The 17,862-nt window shown below is 74.1% G+C and carries 11 protein-coding genes; 7 read left to right on the top strand and 4 right to left on the bottom strand.

Going from position 1 to position 17,862, the window contains the following annotated elements; all coding sequences use genetic code 11:
- Positions 1 to 133 precede the first annotated feature (133 nt).
- The 4 genes from ACE1OA_RS10635 (at position 134) to glgP (ending at position 7,128) form a co-directional block, all read left to right on the top strand.
- Positions 134 to 1,564, top strand: a complete 1,431-nt coding sequence (locus ACE1OA_RS10635; RefSeq protein ID WP_386542613.1) for an MFS transporter — start codon at positions 134 to 136, stop codon at positions 1,562 to 1,564.
- 130 nt (positions 1,565 to 1,694) lie between these two features.
- Positions 1,695 to 2,852 (top strand): monodechloroaminopyrrolnitrin synthase PrnB family protein, encoded by a 1,158-nt coding sequence (locus ACE1OA_RS10630; protein ID WP_384869633.1) that lies wholly within the window; start codon positions 1,695 to 1,697, stop codon positions 2,850 to 2,852.
- An 11-nt stretch (positions 2,853 to 2,863) separates the two neighbouring features.
- Positions 2,864 to 4,405: an FAD-dependent monooxygenase gene (locus ACE1OA_RS10625; protein ID WP_432752686.1), complete on the top strand. Its 1,542-nt coding sequence runs from the start codon at positions 2,864 to 2,866 to the stop codon at positions 4,403 to 4,405.
- Between the two features lie 140 nt (positions 4,406 to 4,545).
- Positions 4,546 to 7,128 (top strand): alpha-glucan family phosphorylase, encoded by a 2,583-nt coding sequence (gene glgP, locus ACE1OA_RS10620; protein WP_361312987.1) that lies wholly within the window; start codon positions 4,546 to 4,548, stop codon positions 7,126 to 7,128.
- A gap of 98 nt (positions 7,129 to 7,226) precedes the next feature.
- Here glgP and ACE1OA_RS10615 read toward each other — a convergent pair whose 3' ends face one another.
- Together ACE1OA_RS10615 and ACE1OA_RS10610 are read right to left on the bottom strand one after the other, a co-directional pair.
- Positions 7,227 to 9,254, bottom strand: a complete 2,028-nt coding sequence (locus tag ACE1OA_RS10615; protein ID WP_432752685.1) for a M4 family metallopeptidase — start codon at positions 9,252 to 9,254, stop codon at positions 7,227 to 7,229.
- Positions 9,255 to 9,456: 202 nt separating this feature from the next.
- On the bottom strand, positions 9,457 to 10,350 hold the full coding sequence (locus ACE1OA_RS10610; RefSeq protein WP_432752684.1) for a TetR/AcrR family transcriptional regulator C-terminal domain-containing protein: 894 nt from the start codon (positions 10,348 to 10,350) through the stop codon (positions 9,457 to 9,459).
- Positions 10,351 to 10,477: 127 nt separating this feature from the next.
- Here ACE1OA_RS10610 and ACE1OA_RS10605 point away from each other — a divergent pair, with 127 nt between their 5' ends.
- Positions 10,478 to 12,010, top strand: a complete 1,533-nt coding sequence (locus ACE1OA_RS10605; protein ID WP_432752683.1) for an MFS transporter — start codon at positions 10,478 to 10,480, stop codon at positions 12,008 to 12,010.
- Positions 12,011 to 12,130: 120 nt separating this feature from the next.
- On the opposite strand, the gene ACE1OA_RS10600 is transcribed toward ACE1OA_RS10605, so the two are convergent.
- Positions 12,131 to 14,107, bottom strand: coding sequence for an ABC transporter ATP-binding protein (locus tag ACE1OA_RS10600; RefSeq protein WP_361312985.1), 1,977 nt, complete (start codon positions 14,105 to 14,107; stop codon positions 12,131 to 12,133).
- Complete coding sequence (locus tag ACE1OA_RS10595; RefSeq protein ID WP_432752682.1) at positions 14,104 to 16,011, bottom strand: ABC transporter ATP-binding protein; 1,908 nt, start codon at positions 16,009 to 16,011, stop codon at positions 14,104 to 14,106. The genes ACE1OA_RS10600 and ACE1OA_RS10595 overlap by 4 nt, the downstream gene beginning before the upstream one ends.
- 187 nt (positions 16,012 to 16,198) lie before the next feature.
- Here ACE1OA_RS10595 and ACE1OA_RS10590 point away from each other — a divergent pair, with 187 nt between their 5' ends.
- Entirely contained in the window at positions 16,199 to 17,104 is a 906-nt protein-coding gene (locus ACE1OA_RS10590; RefSeq protein ID WP_432752681.1) for an ABC transporter ATP-binding protein, read from the top strand.
- The gene (locus ACE1OA_RS10585) at positions 17,101 to 17,847 is read left to right on the top strand and encodes an ABC transporter permease (RefSeq protein ID WP_386542619.1); all 747 of its coding nucleotides are present in this window, start codon (positions 17,101 to 17,103) and stop codon (positions 17,845 to 17,847) included. Before ACE1OA_RS10590 ends, ACE1OA_RS10585 begins: the two co-directional genes overlap by 4 nt.
- The last annotated feature ends 15 nt before the right edge of the window (positions 17,848 to 17,862 follow it).

Below are 17,862 nucleotides of genomic sequence, written 5' to 3'. Positions count from 1 at the left end.
GGCGGGCCGGTCACGCCGGCGCCCGGCGCCCCGCCCCGGGGACCCCCGGGGACCGGCCGGCCCCCGGGCGGCCGCGCCGGCCCGGTGCCACCGCCGGCCCCGGCCCCCGCCCGCCGGTCCGCGGAGGCGCGCGGTGAGCGACGGGCGATCCTCGCGCGGCGCTCTCGTCCTGCTCGCCGCCACGCAGTTGCTGCTGATCCTGGACACGGCGATCGTCAACGTCGCGCTGCCCTCCGTCGGGGACGACCTCGGCGCGGGCTCGGCCGGCCTGTCCTGGGTGGCCAACGCGTACCTCATCACCTTCGGCGGGCTCCTGCTGCTCGGCGGACGGGCCGCCGACCTGCTCGGCCACCGCACGCTCTACCTCGCCGGCCTCGGGCTGCTCGCCGCGGCCTCCGCCGCCGGCGCCCTCGCCCCGCACCCGGACGCGCTGGTCGCCGCCCGGGCCGTCCAGGGAGCCGGGGCCGCCCTCGCCGCCGCGGCCGCGTTCGCCCTGCTCCTCGTCCTCTTCCCCGACGGACCCGCCCGCCACCGGGCGCTCGGCGCCTTCGCCGCCATGGGCGGGCTCGGCGGTGTGCTCGGGACCGTGCTCGGCGGGGTCCTCACCGACCTCCTCGGCTGGCGCTCCACGTTCTGGCTCAACGTGCTCGTCGCCGTCCTGCTCGGCGTGGTGGCCCCGCGCGTCCTGCCCCCGGCCGCCGCCCGCCCGCGCGTGCCCGCCGCCGGTGGCTTCGACCTCGCCGGGGCCCTGACGGCCACCGCCGGGCTCGGCCTCGTCGCGTACGCGCTCGTCGGCGCCGGCGACTCCGGATGGCTCTCCGGCCGGACCCTCGGCACGGGCGGCGCGGGCCTCGCCCTGCTCGCCGCCTTCGCGGTCACCGAGGCGCGCACCGCGGTCCCGCTCGTGCCACCGGCCGTCCTCACCCGCCCGGCCCTGCGCCTGGCCAACACCCTCGGCGCCCTCGGCCAGATGGCGATGTTCCCCATGTTCTTCCTGGTCAGCCTCTACCTGCAGAGCGTCCTCGGATACGGGCCGCTGGGCGGCGGGCTCGGCCTGCTGCCCCTGTCGGTGGTCGTCGTCGCCGTCGCCCCGCAGACCGGCCGGCTCATCTTCCGGATCGGCCTGACCCGGACCATGGTGCTCGGCTTCGTGCTGCTGTGCGCCGGCACCCTGTGGCTGGCCCTCGCGCTCGACCCCCACGGCACCTTCGCCGGCACCGTCCTGGCACCGAGCCTGCTCCTCGGCGTCGCCCTGCCGCTGGTCATGGTCACCACCAACGTGGCCGCCACCGCCGAGGCCGCCCCCGAGGAGACCGGACTCGCCTCCGGGCTGGTCAACACCAGCCAGCAGTTCGGCGCGGTGCTCGGTCTCGCCGTCCTGGTGGCGATCGCCACCGGCCGCGCCGAAACCGCCGGGGCCGCGGCCCAGACCCCCGGATTCCGGGCCGCGCTGCTCGTCGGCGCCGCCTTCGCCGCGTCGGCCGCGCTGCTCGCGGCACGGCTCCGCCTGCCCGCCCCCGCCCCGGCGCCCAGGCCCCGGGACAGGGTGTCCGACCCACGGTGACCACGTGGGTGACCGCATGTGACCTCGGCGTGTGAGCCGCGGGGCGCGCGGGGCGGAGACCGAGCGTCGCCGCACCCACCGGGCGCCCCCGCGGCGGACCGAGTCCAACAAAACACAGAGGGGCATTCCGTTGACCCTGTACGACCTCGTCGCGCCCGGTCTCGAAGAACGTGGGGACCCGCGTTACCGCATCGCCGACATATGCGCCGCCGACCCGCTGGGCGCCGACGCCGTCCTGGCCGCGCTGCCCGCGATGAACGCCGACGCCGACGTCGCCGCGCTCACGGTGGCGCTGCGCACCCTGCTGCCGGACCACGACCGGGCCGCCGAGTGGAACGTGGTGGCCGCGCTCGCCGCCATGCGTGACCTCGGCATCCTGCTCGGTTCGCTGAAACGTCACGGCGTCCAGCCCGCCGAGGCCGTCCCCGACGTCGTTCCGATCCTCGAACTGCTCGGCCGGCGGACCGACATGGTGCCCCGTGACACCGTGCACCACTACACGACCTGGAACCCGGCCGGTCCGCGCCGGCGGACCTACACCGGCCACCCCATGGAGACGGACCTCCAGGAAGCCGTCCGGACGGCGTTCCCCGGCCTCGTCGCCGCCCTCGACACCTGCGCGCGGGTCGCCTGCCTCGAACCGTACGACCCCGGCTTCGCCACCGCCCTCGACCGGACCGCCCACCACGTCCGGTCGATCGTCGACTCCATCGACTTCACCGCCTCGAACATCTCCCCGGAGTTCTTCGCGCTGACCCTGCGCCCCTACTTCGAGGAGGTCGACGTCGCCGGGCGCTCCTACCTCGGTCCCGCCGCCGCCCAGGTCCCGCTCTGGCTGGTCGACCTGACGCTGTGGCAGTGCGACCGCTCGGACGCCGCCTACGACACCTTCCTCGCCGAGTCGCTGCCGTACAGCCTGCCGTCCTGGCGCGAGTTCCACGAGCAGTACGCCGGAGGCGTCTCCGCCGTCAGCAAGCTCTCGACGGCCCTCAGCTGGGAGAACGCCGACCGGCTGCCCCGGGAGCTGGCCGCCTCCGCGCTCGCGCTCGGCCGGGTCCTGAAGATCCTCAAGACCTTCCGCGCCCGCCACATCGTCATCGCCCGCAAGGCGTACAGCGACGACCTCCGGCTGTACGAGGAGGGCAGCGGTGGTGCACCGGTCGCCCTGCTCCGCTCCATCCTGGACCTGACCCGCGACAACGAGACCCTGGTGCGCCAGGCCACGAGCGGGCGCCCAGGGCCCCGGTCCGGCGCGCCCGCTGCCCGTGCCGGCTCGTCGGCGGTCTGAAGGAGAACCCGATGAACCCCCGCACCCCCTACCCGCGTCTGCTCCCGGACCTGACAGATGTGCCGGGTCCCGCCGCGACCGACCTGACAGACCTGCCCGGCCCGGCGGACCCGATCCGCGCGGCGGACGGGCCGCACGGCGGACCGGACGACGGGCCGCACGGCGTCCTGTACGGCGGACCGCACGACGTGATCCACGACGGGCTGCACGACGTCCTGCCGGACGCCGGGCGCGACCTGCCCGGCCTCGGACTCCTGCACATCGTCGTCGCCGGCGGGGGCATAGCCGGCCTGACCGCCGCGCTCGCCCTGCACGCCGCCGGTTTCGGCCGGGTCACCGTCGTCGAGTCGGTCCGCACCAGCCTCCCGGTCGGCGCCGGCCTCAACCTCATGCCGAACGCCGTCCGCGAACTCGACGCGCTGGGCCTCCAGAGCCGCCTCGAAGCCGGCGCCCTGCGCACCCGGGAACTGCGCTACTACCACCGCTGCGGAGCCCTGATCTCCCGCGAACCGCGCGGCCTCGGCGCCGGTTACCGCTGGCCCCAGCTGTCCGTCCACCGCGGCCGGCTCCAGCAGGTCCTCGCCGACGCGGTACGCGAACGGCTCGGCCCGGCGGCCCTGGTCACCGGCGTCCGGGTGACCGGAGTCGAGATCCTGCCCGACGGCCGCCCGCGCATCCAGCTGGAGCACCGCGACGGCGCCACCCGCGGCCGGGCCTCCCTCGAACCCGACGTGCTGATCGGCGCCGACGGCATCCGCTCCACCGTCCGCGCCGCGCTCAACCCCGGTGAGGGCAGCCCGCCCTGGAACGGCACGCTGGTCTGGCGCGGCGTCTCGCGCCTGCCGGCCCGCGCCGTCGGATCCTTCATGTTCATCGCCGGCGACGACCGCCAGAAGGCCGTCGTGTACCCGATGACCAGCCCCTCCGGCCCGGACGACGAGGTCCTCGTCAACTGGGCTCTCGCCCGGCCCGCCGAGAGCGCGGAGGAGCGGTACCGCGGGGACTGGAACCGGCCGGTCGACGTCGACTCCTTCCTGCACCACTACGAGGGCTGGGAGTTCGGCGGCGTCAGCGTCCCCGAGGTCCTGCGCGCCGCCGACACCGCCCACGCGTACCCCATGGTCGACCGCGACCCCCTCGACCGGTGGAGCCACGGCCGCACCACCCTCATCGGCGACGCGGCCCACGCCATGTACCCGATCGGCTCCAACGGTGCCACGCAGTCCGTCGTCGACGCCCGCGCGCTCGCCCACGCCCTGGCCCTGCACCGGGACCCCGCGGAAGGACTCGCCGCGTACGAGGCGGCCCGCAGGCCCGCCATGACCGCCCTCCAGCAGGCCAACCGGCGCCTCGGCCCCGAGGTCGTCATCAATCTGGCGCACCAGCGGGCCCCGCACGGCTTCACCGACATCCACCAGGTGATTCCCGCCCCGGAGCTGGCCGAGATCGCCGCACGGTACGCGGCGACCGGCGCCTTCGACCCCGTCGCCGTCAACCAGGGCTCGCCCTACGACACCCGAACGGGCGATATCCCGGTCGGCGTGCCTCGCTGACGCCCCGTCCGGGCCACGGCACGACCCCCGCGCGCCGTGGCCCGGAAGGACGACGTGACCTACCGTCTGTGGGGTGCACAGCCGGATGCACAGCGTGGTGCGTCCACTCCGCTCCGTACTCCCCTGCGAAGGTGGAACACGTGAAGGCAATCCGTCGATTCACCGTGCGCCCCGTCCTCCCCGACACCCTTCGACCCCTCAGCGATCTGGCGCGGAACCTGCGCTGGTCCTGGCACGAGCCCACCCGGGAACTCTTCGCCTCCGTCGACCCCGGCCCCGCGCCGGGGCGCCGCAGCGAGGACACCGACCCCGTCCGGCTGCTCGGCTCCGTCTCCGCCGCCCGCCTCGCCGCCCTCGCCGCGGACCAGGACTTCCTGGCCCGGCTGCGGGCCGCCGCCGAGGACCTCGACCACTACCTGCACGCCCCCCGCTGGTACCAGCTCCACCAGGAGCCCGGCGGCGAGCTACCCTCCTCCATCGCCTACTTCTCACCCGAGTTCGGCGTCACCGCCGCCCTGCCCCAGTACTCCGGCGGTCTCGGCATCCTCGCCGGAGACCACCTCAAGGCCGCCAGCGACCTCGGCGTCCCGCTCATCGGCGTCGGCCTGCTCTACCGTCACGGCTACTTCCGCCAGTCCCTCTCCCGCGAGGGCTGGCAGCAGGAGCACTACCCCGTACTCGACCCCGGCGAGCTGCCCGTCGAGCTGCTGCGCGAGACCGACGGCACCCCCGCCCGCGTCACCCTCGCACTGCCCGGCGGCCGGAGTCTGCACGCCCACATCTGGATCGCGCAGGTGGGCCGCGTCCCGCTGCTGATGCTCGACTCCGACGTCGAGGAGAACGCGCCCGGCGAGCGCGAGGTCACCGACCGGCTGTACGGCGGCGGCAGCGAGCACCGGCTGCTCCAGGAGATGCTCCTCGGCATCGGCGGCGTCCGCGCCGTCCGCACCTACTGCCGGCTCACCGGCACCCCCGACCCCGAGGTCTTCCACACCAACGAGGGCCACGCAGGCTTCCTCGGCCTGGAACGCATCCGCGAACTGGCGGGCGACGGCCTCGCCTTCGACGCCGCCCTGGAGACCGTCCGCGCCGGGACCGTCTTCACCACGCACACCCCCGTGCCCGCCGGCATCGACCGCTTCGACCGCGGACAGGTCGCCCGCCACCTCGGCGAGGACGGCGAGCTCCCCGGCGTCGACGTGGGCCGGATCCTCGCCCTCGGCGACGAGACCCCGCTCGGCGGCGAACCCGGCCTGTTCAACATGGCCGCCATGGGGCTGCGCCTGGCCCAGCGGGCCAACGGCGTCTCCACCCTCCACGGGGCCGTCAGCCGAGCGATGTTCGCCGGGCTGTGGCCCGGCTTCGACGCCGACGAGGTGCCGATCACCTCGATCACCAACGGCGTCCACGCGCCGACCTGGACCGCGCCCGAGGTCGGCCGGCACGGGCCGGGCCGCGACGGGACCGAGCCCGACGACCGGGCCCTGTGGGAGCTGCGCCGCACCCTGCGCGAACAGCTCGTGGCCGAGGTGCGGGACCGGGTCCGGGCCTCGTGGCGCCAGCGGGGCGCCGTGGACGCCGAACTCGGCTGGACCGACTCGGTGCTCGACCCGGACGTGCTCACCATCGGCTTCGCCCGCCGCGTCCCCTCGTACAAGCGGCTCACGCTGATGCTCCGCGACCAGGACCGGCTGCGGTCGCTGCTGCTCCACCCGGAACGGCCCGTCCAGCTCGTGGTGGCCGGCAAGGCGCACCCCGCCGACGACGGCGGCAAGCGGCTCGTACAGGAGCTGGTGCGGTTCTCCGACGACCCGCGGGTCCGGCACCGCATCGTCTTCCTGCCCGACTACGGGATGGGCATGGCCCGGCGCCTGTACCCGGGCTGCGACGTCTGGCTCAACAACCCGCTGCGCCCCCTGGAGGCCTGCGGCACCAGCGGGATGAAGGCCGCTCTGAACGGCTGCCTCAACCTCTCCGTCCTGGACGGCTGGTGGGACGAGTGGTTCGATCCGGACTTCGGCTGGGCCATCCCCACCGCGGACGGCGCGGCCGCCGCGGACGAGGAGCGGCGCGACGACGTGGAGGCCGCGGCGCTCTACGAGCTGATCGAGCGCCGGGTCGCCCCCCGCTTCTACGACCGCGGCGCGGACGGCGTCCCGGCCCGCTGGACGGCGATGGTCCGCGGCACCCTCTCCGGCCTCGGGCCGAAGGTGCTGGCCGACCGGATGGTGCGGGAGTACGTGGAGCGGCTCTACGCGCCCGCGGCCCGGGCCCACCGGGCCCTCGCACCGGACACCGCGCGCGACCTGGCCGACTGGAAGGCGCGGGTGCGGGCCGGCTGGCCGAAGGTCGCCGTCGACCACGTCGAGGCGGGCGAGGACCTGGGTGACGCGGAGCTCGGCGCGACGCTCGCGGTCCGGGTCAGGGTGGCGCTCGGCGACCTCCGCCCGGAGGACGTCGAGGTGCAGGCGGTCGCGGGCCGCGTCGACGCGGACGACGCCATCGGCGACGCCCGCACCTGCGCCCTGAAGCCGGCCGGCGGCCCGGACCTGGAGGGCCACTGGCCCTACGAGGGCACGCTGACCCTGGACCGTACGGGCCCGTTCGGCTGCACGGTCCGCGTCCTGCCGGCCCACCGGCTGCTGGCCTCTCCCGCGGAGCTGGGCCTGGTGACGCTGCCGGCGGACACGAGGAGCCCGGACACGGGCGTGCTGCTGCGCTGACGGCAGGCCGGCGCCGATCGGTGCCGGCACGCACGGACGCCCGGAGGGACCGAGTCCCTCCGGGCGTCCGTCAGACCGCCGTCACTCCGTGGCCGGGGTTACGGGAAGGTCAGCTTGAAGCTGTTGATGTAGCCGGTGTCGATCGACGCCTTGTCCTGGACGCGGAGCTTCCAGGCGCCGTTGGCGACCTCGCTGGAGGCGTTCACGGTGAAGGTCTGGTTGATGTTGTCGGCGCTGCCGCCGGAGCGGTTGCTCAGGCTGTAGACCGATCCGTCCGGCGCGACCAGGTCGACGATGAGGTCACCGCGGTAGGTGTGGACGATGTCCACGCCGACCGCGAGGTTGCTCGGGGCGTTGCCGGTGACACCGGTGACGTTGACCGTCGAGGTCACCGCGGCGCCGTTGTCCGGGATGGACACGTCGGCGGTGTTCTCGAAGACCGTGCCGCCGGGGTTGCCACCGCCGGGGCGGGCACCGACGTTGATGGCGGCCCAGGCGTTCTCGACGGCCGTGACCTCGGGGCTGGTCGCACCGTACAGCGCCTTGGCGACGTCGACCGTGCCGGTGCGGGCACCGGCGTAGTTCGTGGTCGTACCGAACTTGGTGGTGAGCGCCTTGAACCAGATCAGCGCGGCCTTGTCCCGGCCGATGCCGGTGACGGGCAGGCCGTCGGAGGTCGGCGAGTCGTAGTTGACGCCGTTGACGGTCTTCGCGCCGCTGCCCTCGGAGAGCAGGTAGAACCAGTGGTTCGCCGGGCCCGAGGAGTAGTGGACGTCGATCGAGCCGATGCCGGAGTACCATGCGTCCTTGGACGAGCCGTCCTTGCTGGGCTTGTCCATGTAGCGCAGCGGGGTGCCGTTGCCGCGGATGTCGATCTTCTCGCCGACCAGGTAGTCGCCCTTGTCCTGGGCGTTGTTGGCGTAGAACTCGACGGCCGCCGCGAAGATGTCCGAGGTGGCCTCGTTCAGGCCGCCGGACTCGCCGCTGTACTGCAGGCCGGCGGTGTTGGAGGTGACGCCGTGCGTCATCTCGTGCGCGGCCACGTCGATGGACGTCAGCGGCTTGGTGTTGCCCGAGCCGTCGCCGTACGTCATGCAGAAGCAGCTGTCCGACCAGAACGCGTTGACGTACGCGTTGCCGTAGTGGACGCGGGAGTACGCGCCGACGCCGTCACCGCGGATGCCGCTGCGGCCGTGCACGTTCTTGTAGTAGTCCCAGGTGAGCGCGGCGCCGTAGTGCGCGTCGGCGCCCGCGGTCTCCTTGTTCGACGCGGTCCCGTTGCCCCACACGTCCGTGGTGTTGCTGAAGAGCGTGCCGGTGCCCGACGTACCGCCGTTGAGGTTGTACGTCTTGTGGTTGCCGCGGCCGGTGTCGGTCAGCGTGTACGAGGGCGCGGTGCCGAGGGTCACCTGGCCGCTGTACATCGTGTTGCCGGTGCCGGTCTCGATGGCCTGCCACTCGTACAGCTTGCTGCCGGTCTTGGCGTCGGTGACGACGTGCAGCTCGTTCGGGGTGCCGTCGTGCTGGAGGCCGCCGACGACGGTCTCGTACGCGAGGACGGGCGCGCCCTGGGCCATCCAGACGACCTTGCGCGGGGCGCGGTTGGTCTCGGCCTTGCCGGCGCCTTCGGCCTTCGCGGCGCCGAGGGCCTGCCGGGTGGCGTCGGCCGGGGCGACCGTCGCGGTCGTGTCGACGTTCTTCAGCTCCGCGCGGGAGGCCTTGGTGACGCCCTGGGTGGCGCCGGCCTTGGTCTCCTCGACGATCAGGTCGCCACCGAGGACGGGAAGACCCGCGTAGGTGCGCTCGTAGCGCGTGTGGGTCGTGCCGTCCCGGTCCTGGACCACGTCACGGACGACGAGCTTCTCCTGGGCGCCGAGGCCGAGGGCCTTGGCGGTCGCCGCCTTGTCGGCGTCGGCCGCCTTGATCAGCGCGGTGCGCTGGGCGGGGGAGAGGTCGGCCGGAAGCTCACCGGGGTTGGCCTTGCCGACGGCCTGGGCCTTCGGCGCGACGGTCCAGGGGGTGTTCGCCGCGGTGGCGGAGCCGGTCTGCACGCCGGCGGCGAGCATGGCAGCGGCGGCTATCAGAGCGCCGGTCGCGGTGGCGCGACGGCTGGGCGTGGATCTCACGCGAACTCCTTTTGCGAGGGGGGTACCGGCCGACTGGGTGGGCTCGACCGGGCAGAGCAAACAGAGCTTCGATACGCGTACTTGTGAGGCACGAACGGTGGTGCGAACAACCGGTGAGAGAGTCGCAGTAGTGACGGGCACCTGTCAGGAGCGCGTCAACAAGTTGGCCGGAAATCGTCCGGTGCCCGCATCGTCGTGTTCGTTAAGCGGACGTTTCACCGATCATGATCGCGATGCCGTCCAGCGTTCGCCCGAGCCCGAATCGGAAGAGGGTGTCGAGGCTCAACTCGAAGTCCGCGCCCGCCGTCAGTCCGTTGAGCAGAGGGTACGAACCGGCCGCCGAGATCGCCTCGAAGCGTGGCTCGTTCCGAGCCATCCACTCGCCGTCCGAGATCCCGCTGTCCTGCTGCGCCTGCTCCTCCAGGTCCGCCGCCATGGCCAGACCCTGGACGAACGAGAAGATCGTCAGGTGGACGTGCAGCTTGTCGAAGGGGCTCAGCGGCGTCGGGCGCAGCGCGGTCAGCACCCACTCCGTGTACGCCATCGCGTGCGGCGAGGCGATGGGCCTGGTGATGGCGGCCATCGCCGGAGCCATCCAGCGGTGCCGGGTGTAGACCTGCCACAGCCAGTGGGCCCCCCTCTCCAGGCCCGTACGCCAGTCGTCCGGCACCGGCCCCAACGGCACCTCGGCGCAGGCCGCGTCGCTCATCAGCCGCACCAGCTCGCCCTTGCCCGGGACATGGCGGTACAGCGCCATCGTGGACGTCGACAGGGCGGTCGCCACCCGGCGCATGCTCAGCGCCGACAGGCCCTCCACGTCGGCGAGTTCGAGGGCCGCCCGGACGATCCGTTCGCGGCTGAGCGCGGCCGGTGGCGCGGCGGGCGAGGTCACGACCGTCCCCACGCCCGGCTCCGGACGCACCAGACCCTCCTGACGCAACACGGCCAGCGCCTTCGTGGCCGTCGCCATCGCCACCCCCCACTCGCGGGTGATCGCCCGGATGGACGGGACGCGGTCACCGGGGGCGAGGGCGCCGGACCGGATCCGGCGGCGCAGTTCGGCGGCGATGGCGAGGTAGGGCGGCGGCGTCGTCACGGGCGGCGAGTGTACTAGTGCGGCTGATGCCCCGTACACCCTCCTGAACTGCGCCGATGCGAGCTGCGGCAGGGGTGCACTAGGGCGGGGATGGCGGTGTACGCGAAAGGGCTGCTTCGCTCCCCGCATGACGCTCACCCCGCCTCGGACCACCGAGCCCGCCGAGCCCGCCGACCTCGCCCCGACCGCCGGTCCCGACACGAGCGGCGCCCGCGCCGGCCGCCGCGAATGGACCGCCCTCGGCGTGCTGATGCTGCCCCTGCTCCTGGTCTCCATGGACGTCTCCGTCCTCTACTTCGCCATCCCCGCCATCAGCGCCGACCTGCGGCCCGGAGCCACCGCCCAGCTGTGGATCCTCGACATGTACGGCTTCGTGCTCGCCGGACTCCTCATCACCATGGGCGCCCTCGGGGACCGCGTCGGCCGCCGCCGGCTGCTCCTCGCGGGCGCGGCGCTCTTCGGTGTCGCCTCGCTGGCCGCCGCGTACGCCCACAGCCCGGCCACCCTCATCGCCGCCCGCGCCCTCCTCGGCGTCGCCGGCGCCTGCCTGATGCCGTCCACGCTCGCCCTGATCCGCACCCTCTTCCGCGACGCGGCGCAGCGGGCCAAGGCGGTCACCCTGTGGACGGCCGTGATGGCGAGCGGGATCTCGCTCGGTCCGGTCGTCAGCGGGGCACTCGTCGAGCACTTCTGGTGGGGCTCGGTCTTCCTGGTCAACCTGCCCGCGATGGCGCTGCTGCTGGTCCTCGGACCGCTGCTGCTGCCGAGCTCGCGGGGTACGGCGCACGGCCGCTTCGACCTGGTCGGCGCCCTGCTGTCGCTGGCCGCGCTGCTGCCGCTCATCCACGGCGTCAAGGAGCTCGCCAAGGACGTGCGGCAGCCCCTGCCGGCGGCCGGGATCGTGCTCGGACTGCTGCTCGCGCTGGTCTTCGTCCGCCGCCAGGCCCGCCTCGAACACCCCATGGTCGACCTGAAGCTGGTCCGCCGGCGCGCGTACGGCGGTTCGGTGCTGGCCAACCTGCTCGCCATGGTCGCGGTCGTCGGCTTCGCCGTCTTCCTCACCCAGTACCTCCAGTCCGTCCTCGGCCAGGACCCGTTCGAGGCGGCCCTGTGGAGTCTGGTGCCCTCGCTGGGCGTCATGGTCGCCGCGCCGACGGGCGCCGCGCTGGCCCGGAGCGTGGACCCGGCCCTCGTGATGGGCGGCGGTTTCCTCGTCGCTGCGGCGGGCTTCGGAGGGCTCGCGGTGATCGGCCGCGACACCCCCTTGTGGGTCCTGCTCGTCGCGTCCGCGGTCTACGCGGCCGGGCTCGTCACCGCCATGACGCTGGCCAACGCACTCGCCCTCGGCGCGGCACCGCCGGAGCGCGCGGGATCGGCGGCGGCGGTGCTCGAATCCGGACAGGAGCTCGGCGGCGCACTCGGGATGGCGATCCTGGGATCGATCGGCGCGGCGATCTACACGAACGCCATGCCGTCCTCCGCCCCGGCCGCCGCGCGCGAGACCCTGGGCGGCGCCGTGGCCTCGCCGGGGCCCGTCCTGGAGGCGGCGAGGTCCGCCTTCACGTCGGCGCTGAACGGGGCCGCGGTGGGCGCGGCGCTGGTCGCGGTCGCGGCGGCGGCGGTCGCCCTGACGCTGCTGCGGGGCCGGCGGGCCACGTGACAGCGCGGCCGTGTGCCGGGCGCCCGGTCCCGGACGGGGCGTCCCGGACCGGCCTCATGGAGCACGCGGACCCGGGCGCCCTCGGCCGGGCGCCCGCCCCGGTGCCGGGGACAGGTGCCCTCAGCCCACCAGGCTGTCGCGCCAGGCGCGGTGGAGGGTCGCGAAGCGGCCCTCGCCGCCCACCAGCGCGGCCGGCGTGCCGTCCTCCACCACCCGGCCCGACTCCATCACGAGCACCCGGTCCGCGATCTCGACCGTGGACAGGCGGTGGGCGATGACCACCGCCGTCCGGCCCGCGAGGACGGTGTCCATCGCCCGCTGCACGGCCCGTTCCCCCGGCACGTCCAGCGAACTGGTCGCCTCGTCGAGGATGAGCACGGCAGGGTCGGCGAGCAGCGCCCGCGCGAAGGCCACCAACTGGCGCTGGCCCGCCGAGATCCGGCCGCCCCGCTTGCGGACGTCCGTGTCGTAGCCGTCCGGCAGTCCTGCGATGAAGTCGTGCGCGCCGATCGCCTTCGCCGCCTGCTCGATCTCCTCCCGCGTCGCGTCCGGCCGCCCGATCGCGATGTTCTCGGCGACCGTCCCGGAGAACAGGAACGCCTCCTGGGTCACCATCACGACGCCCCGCCGCAGTTCGGGCGTGTCCAGCTCGGTGAGGTCGACCCCGTCGAGCAGCACCCGGCCCTCGGTCGGGTCGTAGAAGCGGGCGAGGAGCTTGGCGAGCGTGGACTTGCCCGCGCCCGTCGACCCGACCACGGCGACCGTCTGCCCCGCCGGGATCGTCAGGTCGAGGCGCGGCAGCACCTCGCCCCCCGTCCGGTAGGCGAACCGCACGCCCTCGAAGACCACTTCCCGGCCCGGGGTCCCGGAGCGGGCGGCCGGCAGCGCGCGCGGCGCCACGGCCTCGGGCACGCCGGGCTCCTGGGCCAGCAGTCCGGCGATCTTGCCGAGGGACGCGGCGGCCGACTGGTAGGAGTTCAGGAACATGCCCAGCCGGTCGATCGGGTCGTACAACCGGCGCATGTACAGCACGGCCGCCGCGAGGACGCCGAGCGCCAGGGTCCCCCCGGCGACCCGGTACGCCCCCCAGAGACACATTCCGGCCACCGCCGTGTTCGCGACGAGCCGTGAGCCGACGACGTACCGGGCCATCTCCAGGAGCGCGTCGCCGTTGCTCCGCTCGTGCCGGTGGTTGAGGACCGCGAACTCGCCGTCGTTGGCCCGCTCCCGCCGGAAGGCCCGGACCGGCCGGATGCCGTTCATCGTCTCGGCGAACTTCACGATCACCCCGGCGATGGCCGTCGACCGCTCGTCGAACACGAGGGCCGCGCGCCGCTGGTAGAGCCGTACGAGCAGGTACAGCGGCACGAAGGAGGCGACGGCCACCGCTCCGATGCCCAGATCCAGCCAGAGCAGCATCGCCGAGATGTAGACGAAGGCCAGGACGACGGCGATCAGTTCCTGCAGTCCCTCGGACAGCAGCTCGCGCAGCGACTCCACGTCCGTGGTGGAGCGGGAGATGAGCCGGCCCGAGGTGTACCGCTCGTGGAAGTCGACGCTCAGCGCCTGGGCGTGACGGAAGATCCGCCCGCGCAGGTCCAGCAGCACGTCCTGGTTGATCCGGGCGGCGGCGCGGACGAAGACGTACTGGAGCAGCCCGGCGCCGGCCGCGCAGAGCAGGTAGCCGACGGCGACGGCCACGACCGGGCCGTGGTCGCCCGCGCGGAAGGCGGGCACGCCGCGGTCGATGGCGTACGCGACGAGCAGGGGTCCGGCCTGCACGGCGGCCTGCTGGAGGAGCAGGACCAGCGCGGCGACGAACACCCGGGCCCGGTGGGCGGCGAGCAGGGAGCGCAGCAGCGCCCCGGTCGCGCCGGCGGCCGAGGGCAGGTCGTCCCGGTCGAACGGGTCGCCGTCCTCGCCCCCGTCGCCGGGTGGCGGGGTCCCGGTGGCCGGGACGGCCGGGGTGGTCCCGGGAGGCGCCGCGGTCCCGGCCGCCCGGTCCGCCGGCGGGCCGGGCTCCGGCGGCGTCGGGGCGCCGGGAGTCCCGGCACCCGGGGTGGCCGTCTCCGGCGTCGCGGTCGTCGGCTCCGTCATCGCCGCGTGCTCCCTTCCGCGTTCCGGCCGCCCGCGTTCCGGTCGCCGGCGCCGTCGTCGTGATCGTCGTGCATGCCGGGCGGGCCGAACGCGCCCGGCCCGGGCTCCGCGCCCGACATCAGCCAGGCGTACTCGGCGTGTGCGCGCAGCAGCTCCTGATGGGTGCCCACCGCCGCGATCCGGCCCTCCGACAGGAGCGCCACCCGGTCGGCGAGCATGACCGTCGACGGGCGGTGCGCCACGACCAGCGCCGTCGTGTCGCGCAGGACCTCGCGCAGCGCCGCCTCCACCAGGGCCTCGGTGTGCACGTCCAGCGCGGAGAGCGGGTCGTCCAGCACCAGGAAGCGGGGCCGGCCGACCACGGCGCGGGCCAGGGCGAGGCGCTGGCGCTGACCGCCCGACAGGCTCAGACCCTGTTCGCCGACCTGGGTCGCGGCGCCCTCGGGCAGCGCGTCGACGAAGCCCTCGGCCTGGGCCACGCCGAGCGCCCGCCGCAGCTCCGGGCCGCCGGCCGCGCTCCCCGCGCCCATCAGGACGTTCTCGCCGACGCTCGCCGAGAAGAGCGTCGGCTCCTCGAAGGCCACCGAGACCAGCTCGCGCAGCCGTTCGCGCGGCATGAGCGTGATGTCCTCGCCGTCGAGGAGGATGCGGCCCCCGGTGGCGTCGTGCAGGCGCGGCACGAGCGCGGTGAGCGTCGTCTTTCCGCAGCCGGTGCCGCCGACCAGGGCGAGGGTCTCGCCGGGCCGGATGTGCAGGTCGATCCCGTCGAGTACGGCGGGCGCGTCGGCCGGGGCGTCCGGGAAGCGGAAGGAGACGTTCTCGAACCGCAGCCCGTCACGGGGCGGGGACGCCGCCCCGGCGGCCGTCGCGGCCGGCGCCGTGGCGTCCGCCGTCGGAGAGGTCTCCTCGGGCTCGTCCATCACCTCGAAGTACCGCTCGGTCGCGGTCGCCGCCTCCTGGCTCATCGCCAGCAGGAAGCCGATCGACTCCACCGGCCAGCGGAGCGCGAGCGCGGTCGACAGGAAGGCCACCAGCGTGCCCGCCGACAGCTCGCCGTCCGCGACCTGGACGACGCCGAGGACGAGGGCGGCGCCGATGGCGAGTTCGGGGATGACGGTGATGAGCGCCCAGATCCCGGCCAGCAGCCGGGCCTTGGCCAGCTCCGTTCCGCGCAGCCGCTCGGCCAGGTTCCGGAAGGCCAGCGCCTGGCTGCGGTGGCGGCCGAAGCCCTTGACGATCCGGATGCCGAGCACGCTCTCCTCGACGACCGTGGTCAGATCGCCGACCTGGTCCTGGGACCGGCGGGCGACGACCGCGTACCGGTTCTCGAAGAGCGAGCAGAGGACCACCAACGGGACGACGGGGGTGAGCAGCACCAGGCCGAGGGTCCAGTCCTGGCCCAGCAGCAGGACGTATCCGGCCAGGATCGTCACGCCGTTGACCAGCAGGAAGGTCAGCGGGAAGGCCAGGAACATCCGGACCAGCATCAGGTCGGTGGTACCGCGGGAGAGCAGCTGCCCCGAGGCCCACCGGTCGTGGAAGGCGATCGGGAGCCGCTGGAGGTGCCGGTACAGGTCGGCGCGCATCCCCGCCTCGACCCCGGCCAGCGGCCGGGCCACCAGCCAGCGCCGGAAGCCGAAGAGCACCGCCTCCGCGATCCCGAGGAGCAGCAGGTACAGCGCGCCGAGCCACACGCCGCCCGGATCGCCCTCCGCCACGGGCCCGTCCACCATCCACTTCAGGACGAGCGGGATGACCAGCGACAGACAGGAGGCGACTATCGCGACGACGGCGGCGGCGAACCAGCGCACCCGCACCGGTCGCACATAGGGCCACAGACGCGACAGCGTCCGCACGGCCGATCGGTCGGGGGAATCCTTGGCAACTGCATCTTCTCCGGGCATCAGGTTCGAGCCTAGGGTTCACCACTGACAACACTCATCCGGTTTTTCTCGCCCGGCGCGCTGCCCGGCCCCCCGCCCCGCCGCCCGCGGCGCCCCGGAGTCGTAGTCGCGGTCAACCGATCGGTTGACCGCGATCCGAGCGGGACGGCCGATGTCCGCCGGGCACGCCCCCGGCCAGGCTGGGGGCATGCCAACGATCGAAGTTCAGGGCCTGCGCAAGGCCTACGGCGGCCGGAAGGCCGTCGACGGCGTCTCGTTCGAGGTCGCCGAGGGGGAGATCTTCGGAATCCTCGGCCCCAACGGGGCGGGCAAGACCACGACGGTCGAGTGCGTCGAGGGGCTCCGGGTCCCCGACGCCGGGACCGTGCGGGTCGGCGGGTTCGACCCCGTCGCCCAGCACGCCGACGTCACCCGGATCCTCGGGGCGCAGCTCCAGGAGAGCGAACTCCAGCCCAAACTGACCGTCCGCGAGGCCCTGGAGCTGTACGCCTCCTTCTACGAGCGGCCCGCCGACTGGCGCGGGCTCGTCGAGCGGCTGGGCCTCGAAGGACAGCTGACCGCACGGTTCGGGAAGCTCTCCGGCGGCCAGAAGCAGCGCCTCTTCATCGCGCTCGCCCTCGTCGGCAACCCCCGGGCCGTCGTCCTCGACGAACTGACCACCGGGCTCGACCCCCGGGCCCGCCGCGACACCTGGTCCCTGATCGAGGACGTCCGGGCGGGCGGGGTCACCGTCCTGCTCGTCACCCACTTCATGGAGGAGGCCCAGCGCCTCTGCGACCGGATCGCCGTCATCGACAAGGGCCGCGTCGCCGCACTCGACACCCCCGCCGGGCTGATCGGCCGGGCCGCCGTCTCGAAGGAGATCTCCTTCGCCGCCGAGACCCCGCTCGACCCCGCCGAGCTCCACGCCCTGCCGCAGGTCGCCACCGTGGAGACCCGCGACGGCCGGACCGTCGTGAGCGGCACCGAGGCCACCGTCGCCGCCTTCGTCTCGCTGCTCGCCCGCCGCGCCGTCACGGCCCACCAGCTGCGCGTCGCCGACGCCACCCTCGACGACGCCTTCCTCGACCTGACAGGAGCCGACGACCGATGAGCGCCCACGCCACCACCATGGTGCTGAAGACCGAGGCCCGGCTGTTCTCCCGCGAACCCGGCGCGCTGTTCTGGGTGATGGTCTCGCCCACCGTCCTGCTGGTCATCCTCGGCCTGATCCCCTCCTTCCGGGAGGCGTCCGCCGACCTCGGCGGCCGCCGCGTCATCGACCTCTACGTCCCCGTCTCCGTCCTCTTCGCCCTGATCATGTCGGGCCTCCAGGCCATGCCGCCGGTACTCGCCGGCTACCGCGAACGCGGCGTCCTGCGCCGGATGTCCACCACCCCGGTCCGCCCCGGGGCGCTCCTGACCGCCCAGATCGTGCTGCACGCCGTCGCCGCGCTCGTCTCCGCCCTCCTCGTCATCGCGGTCGGCCGGCTCGCCTTCGGCGTCCGGCTGCCGGAGAACCCGGCCGGCTACGCCCTCGCGCTCCTGTCGGCCGTCGCGTGCGGCCTCGCCCTCGGCACCGCCGTCTGCGCGGTCTCGCGGAACCAGAAGGTCGCCACGGCGATCGGCTCGGTCGTCTTCTTCCCGACGATGTTCACGGCCGGCGTCTGGGTCCCCGTCCAGGCCATGCCGGATACCCTGCAACGGATCGTCCAGTTCACCCCGTACGGGGCCGCCTCTCAGGCGCTCGACGCCGCGACGGCCGGCGGCGGGCCCGGCGGCGCCGCGCTCGGGGTCATGGCCCTGTGGACGGTCGCGCTGATCGCCACGGCGGTCCGCCGGTTCCGCTGGGAGTGACGGGTGGCGGGGGAG

The sequence above is a fragment of the Streptomyces sp. JL2001 genome (genome assembly GCF_050917515.1).
In the GTDB taxonomy this organism is placed as follows: domain Bacteria; phylum Actinomycetota; class Actinomycetes; order Streptomycetales; family Streptomycetaceae; genus Streptomyces.
Note: the sequence above shows the minus strand (reverse complement) of the source record. Positions and strands in the feature narration are given on the sequence as shown.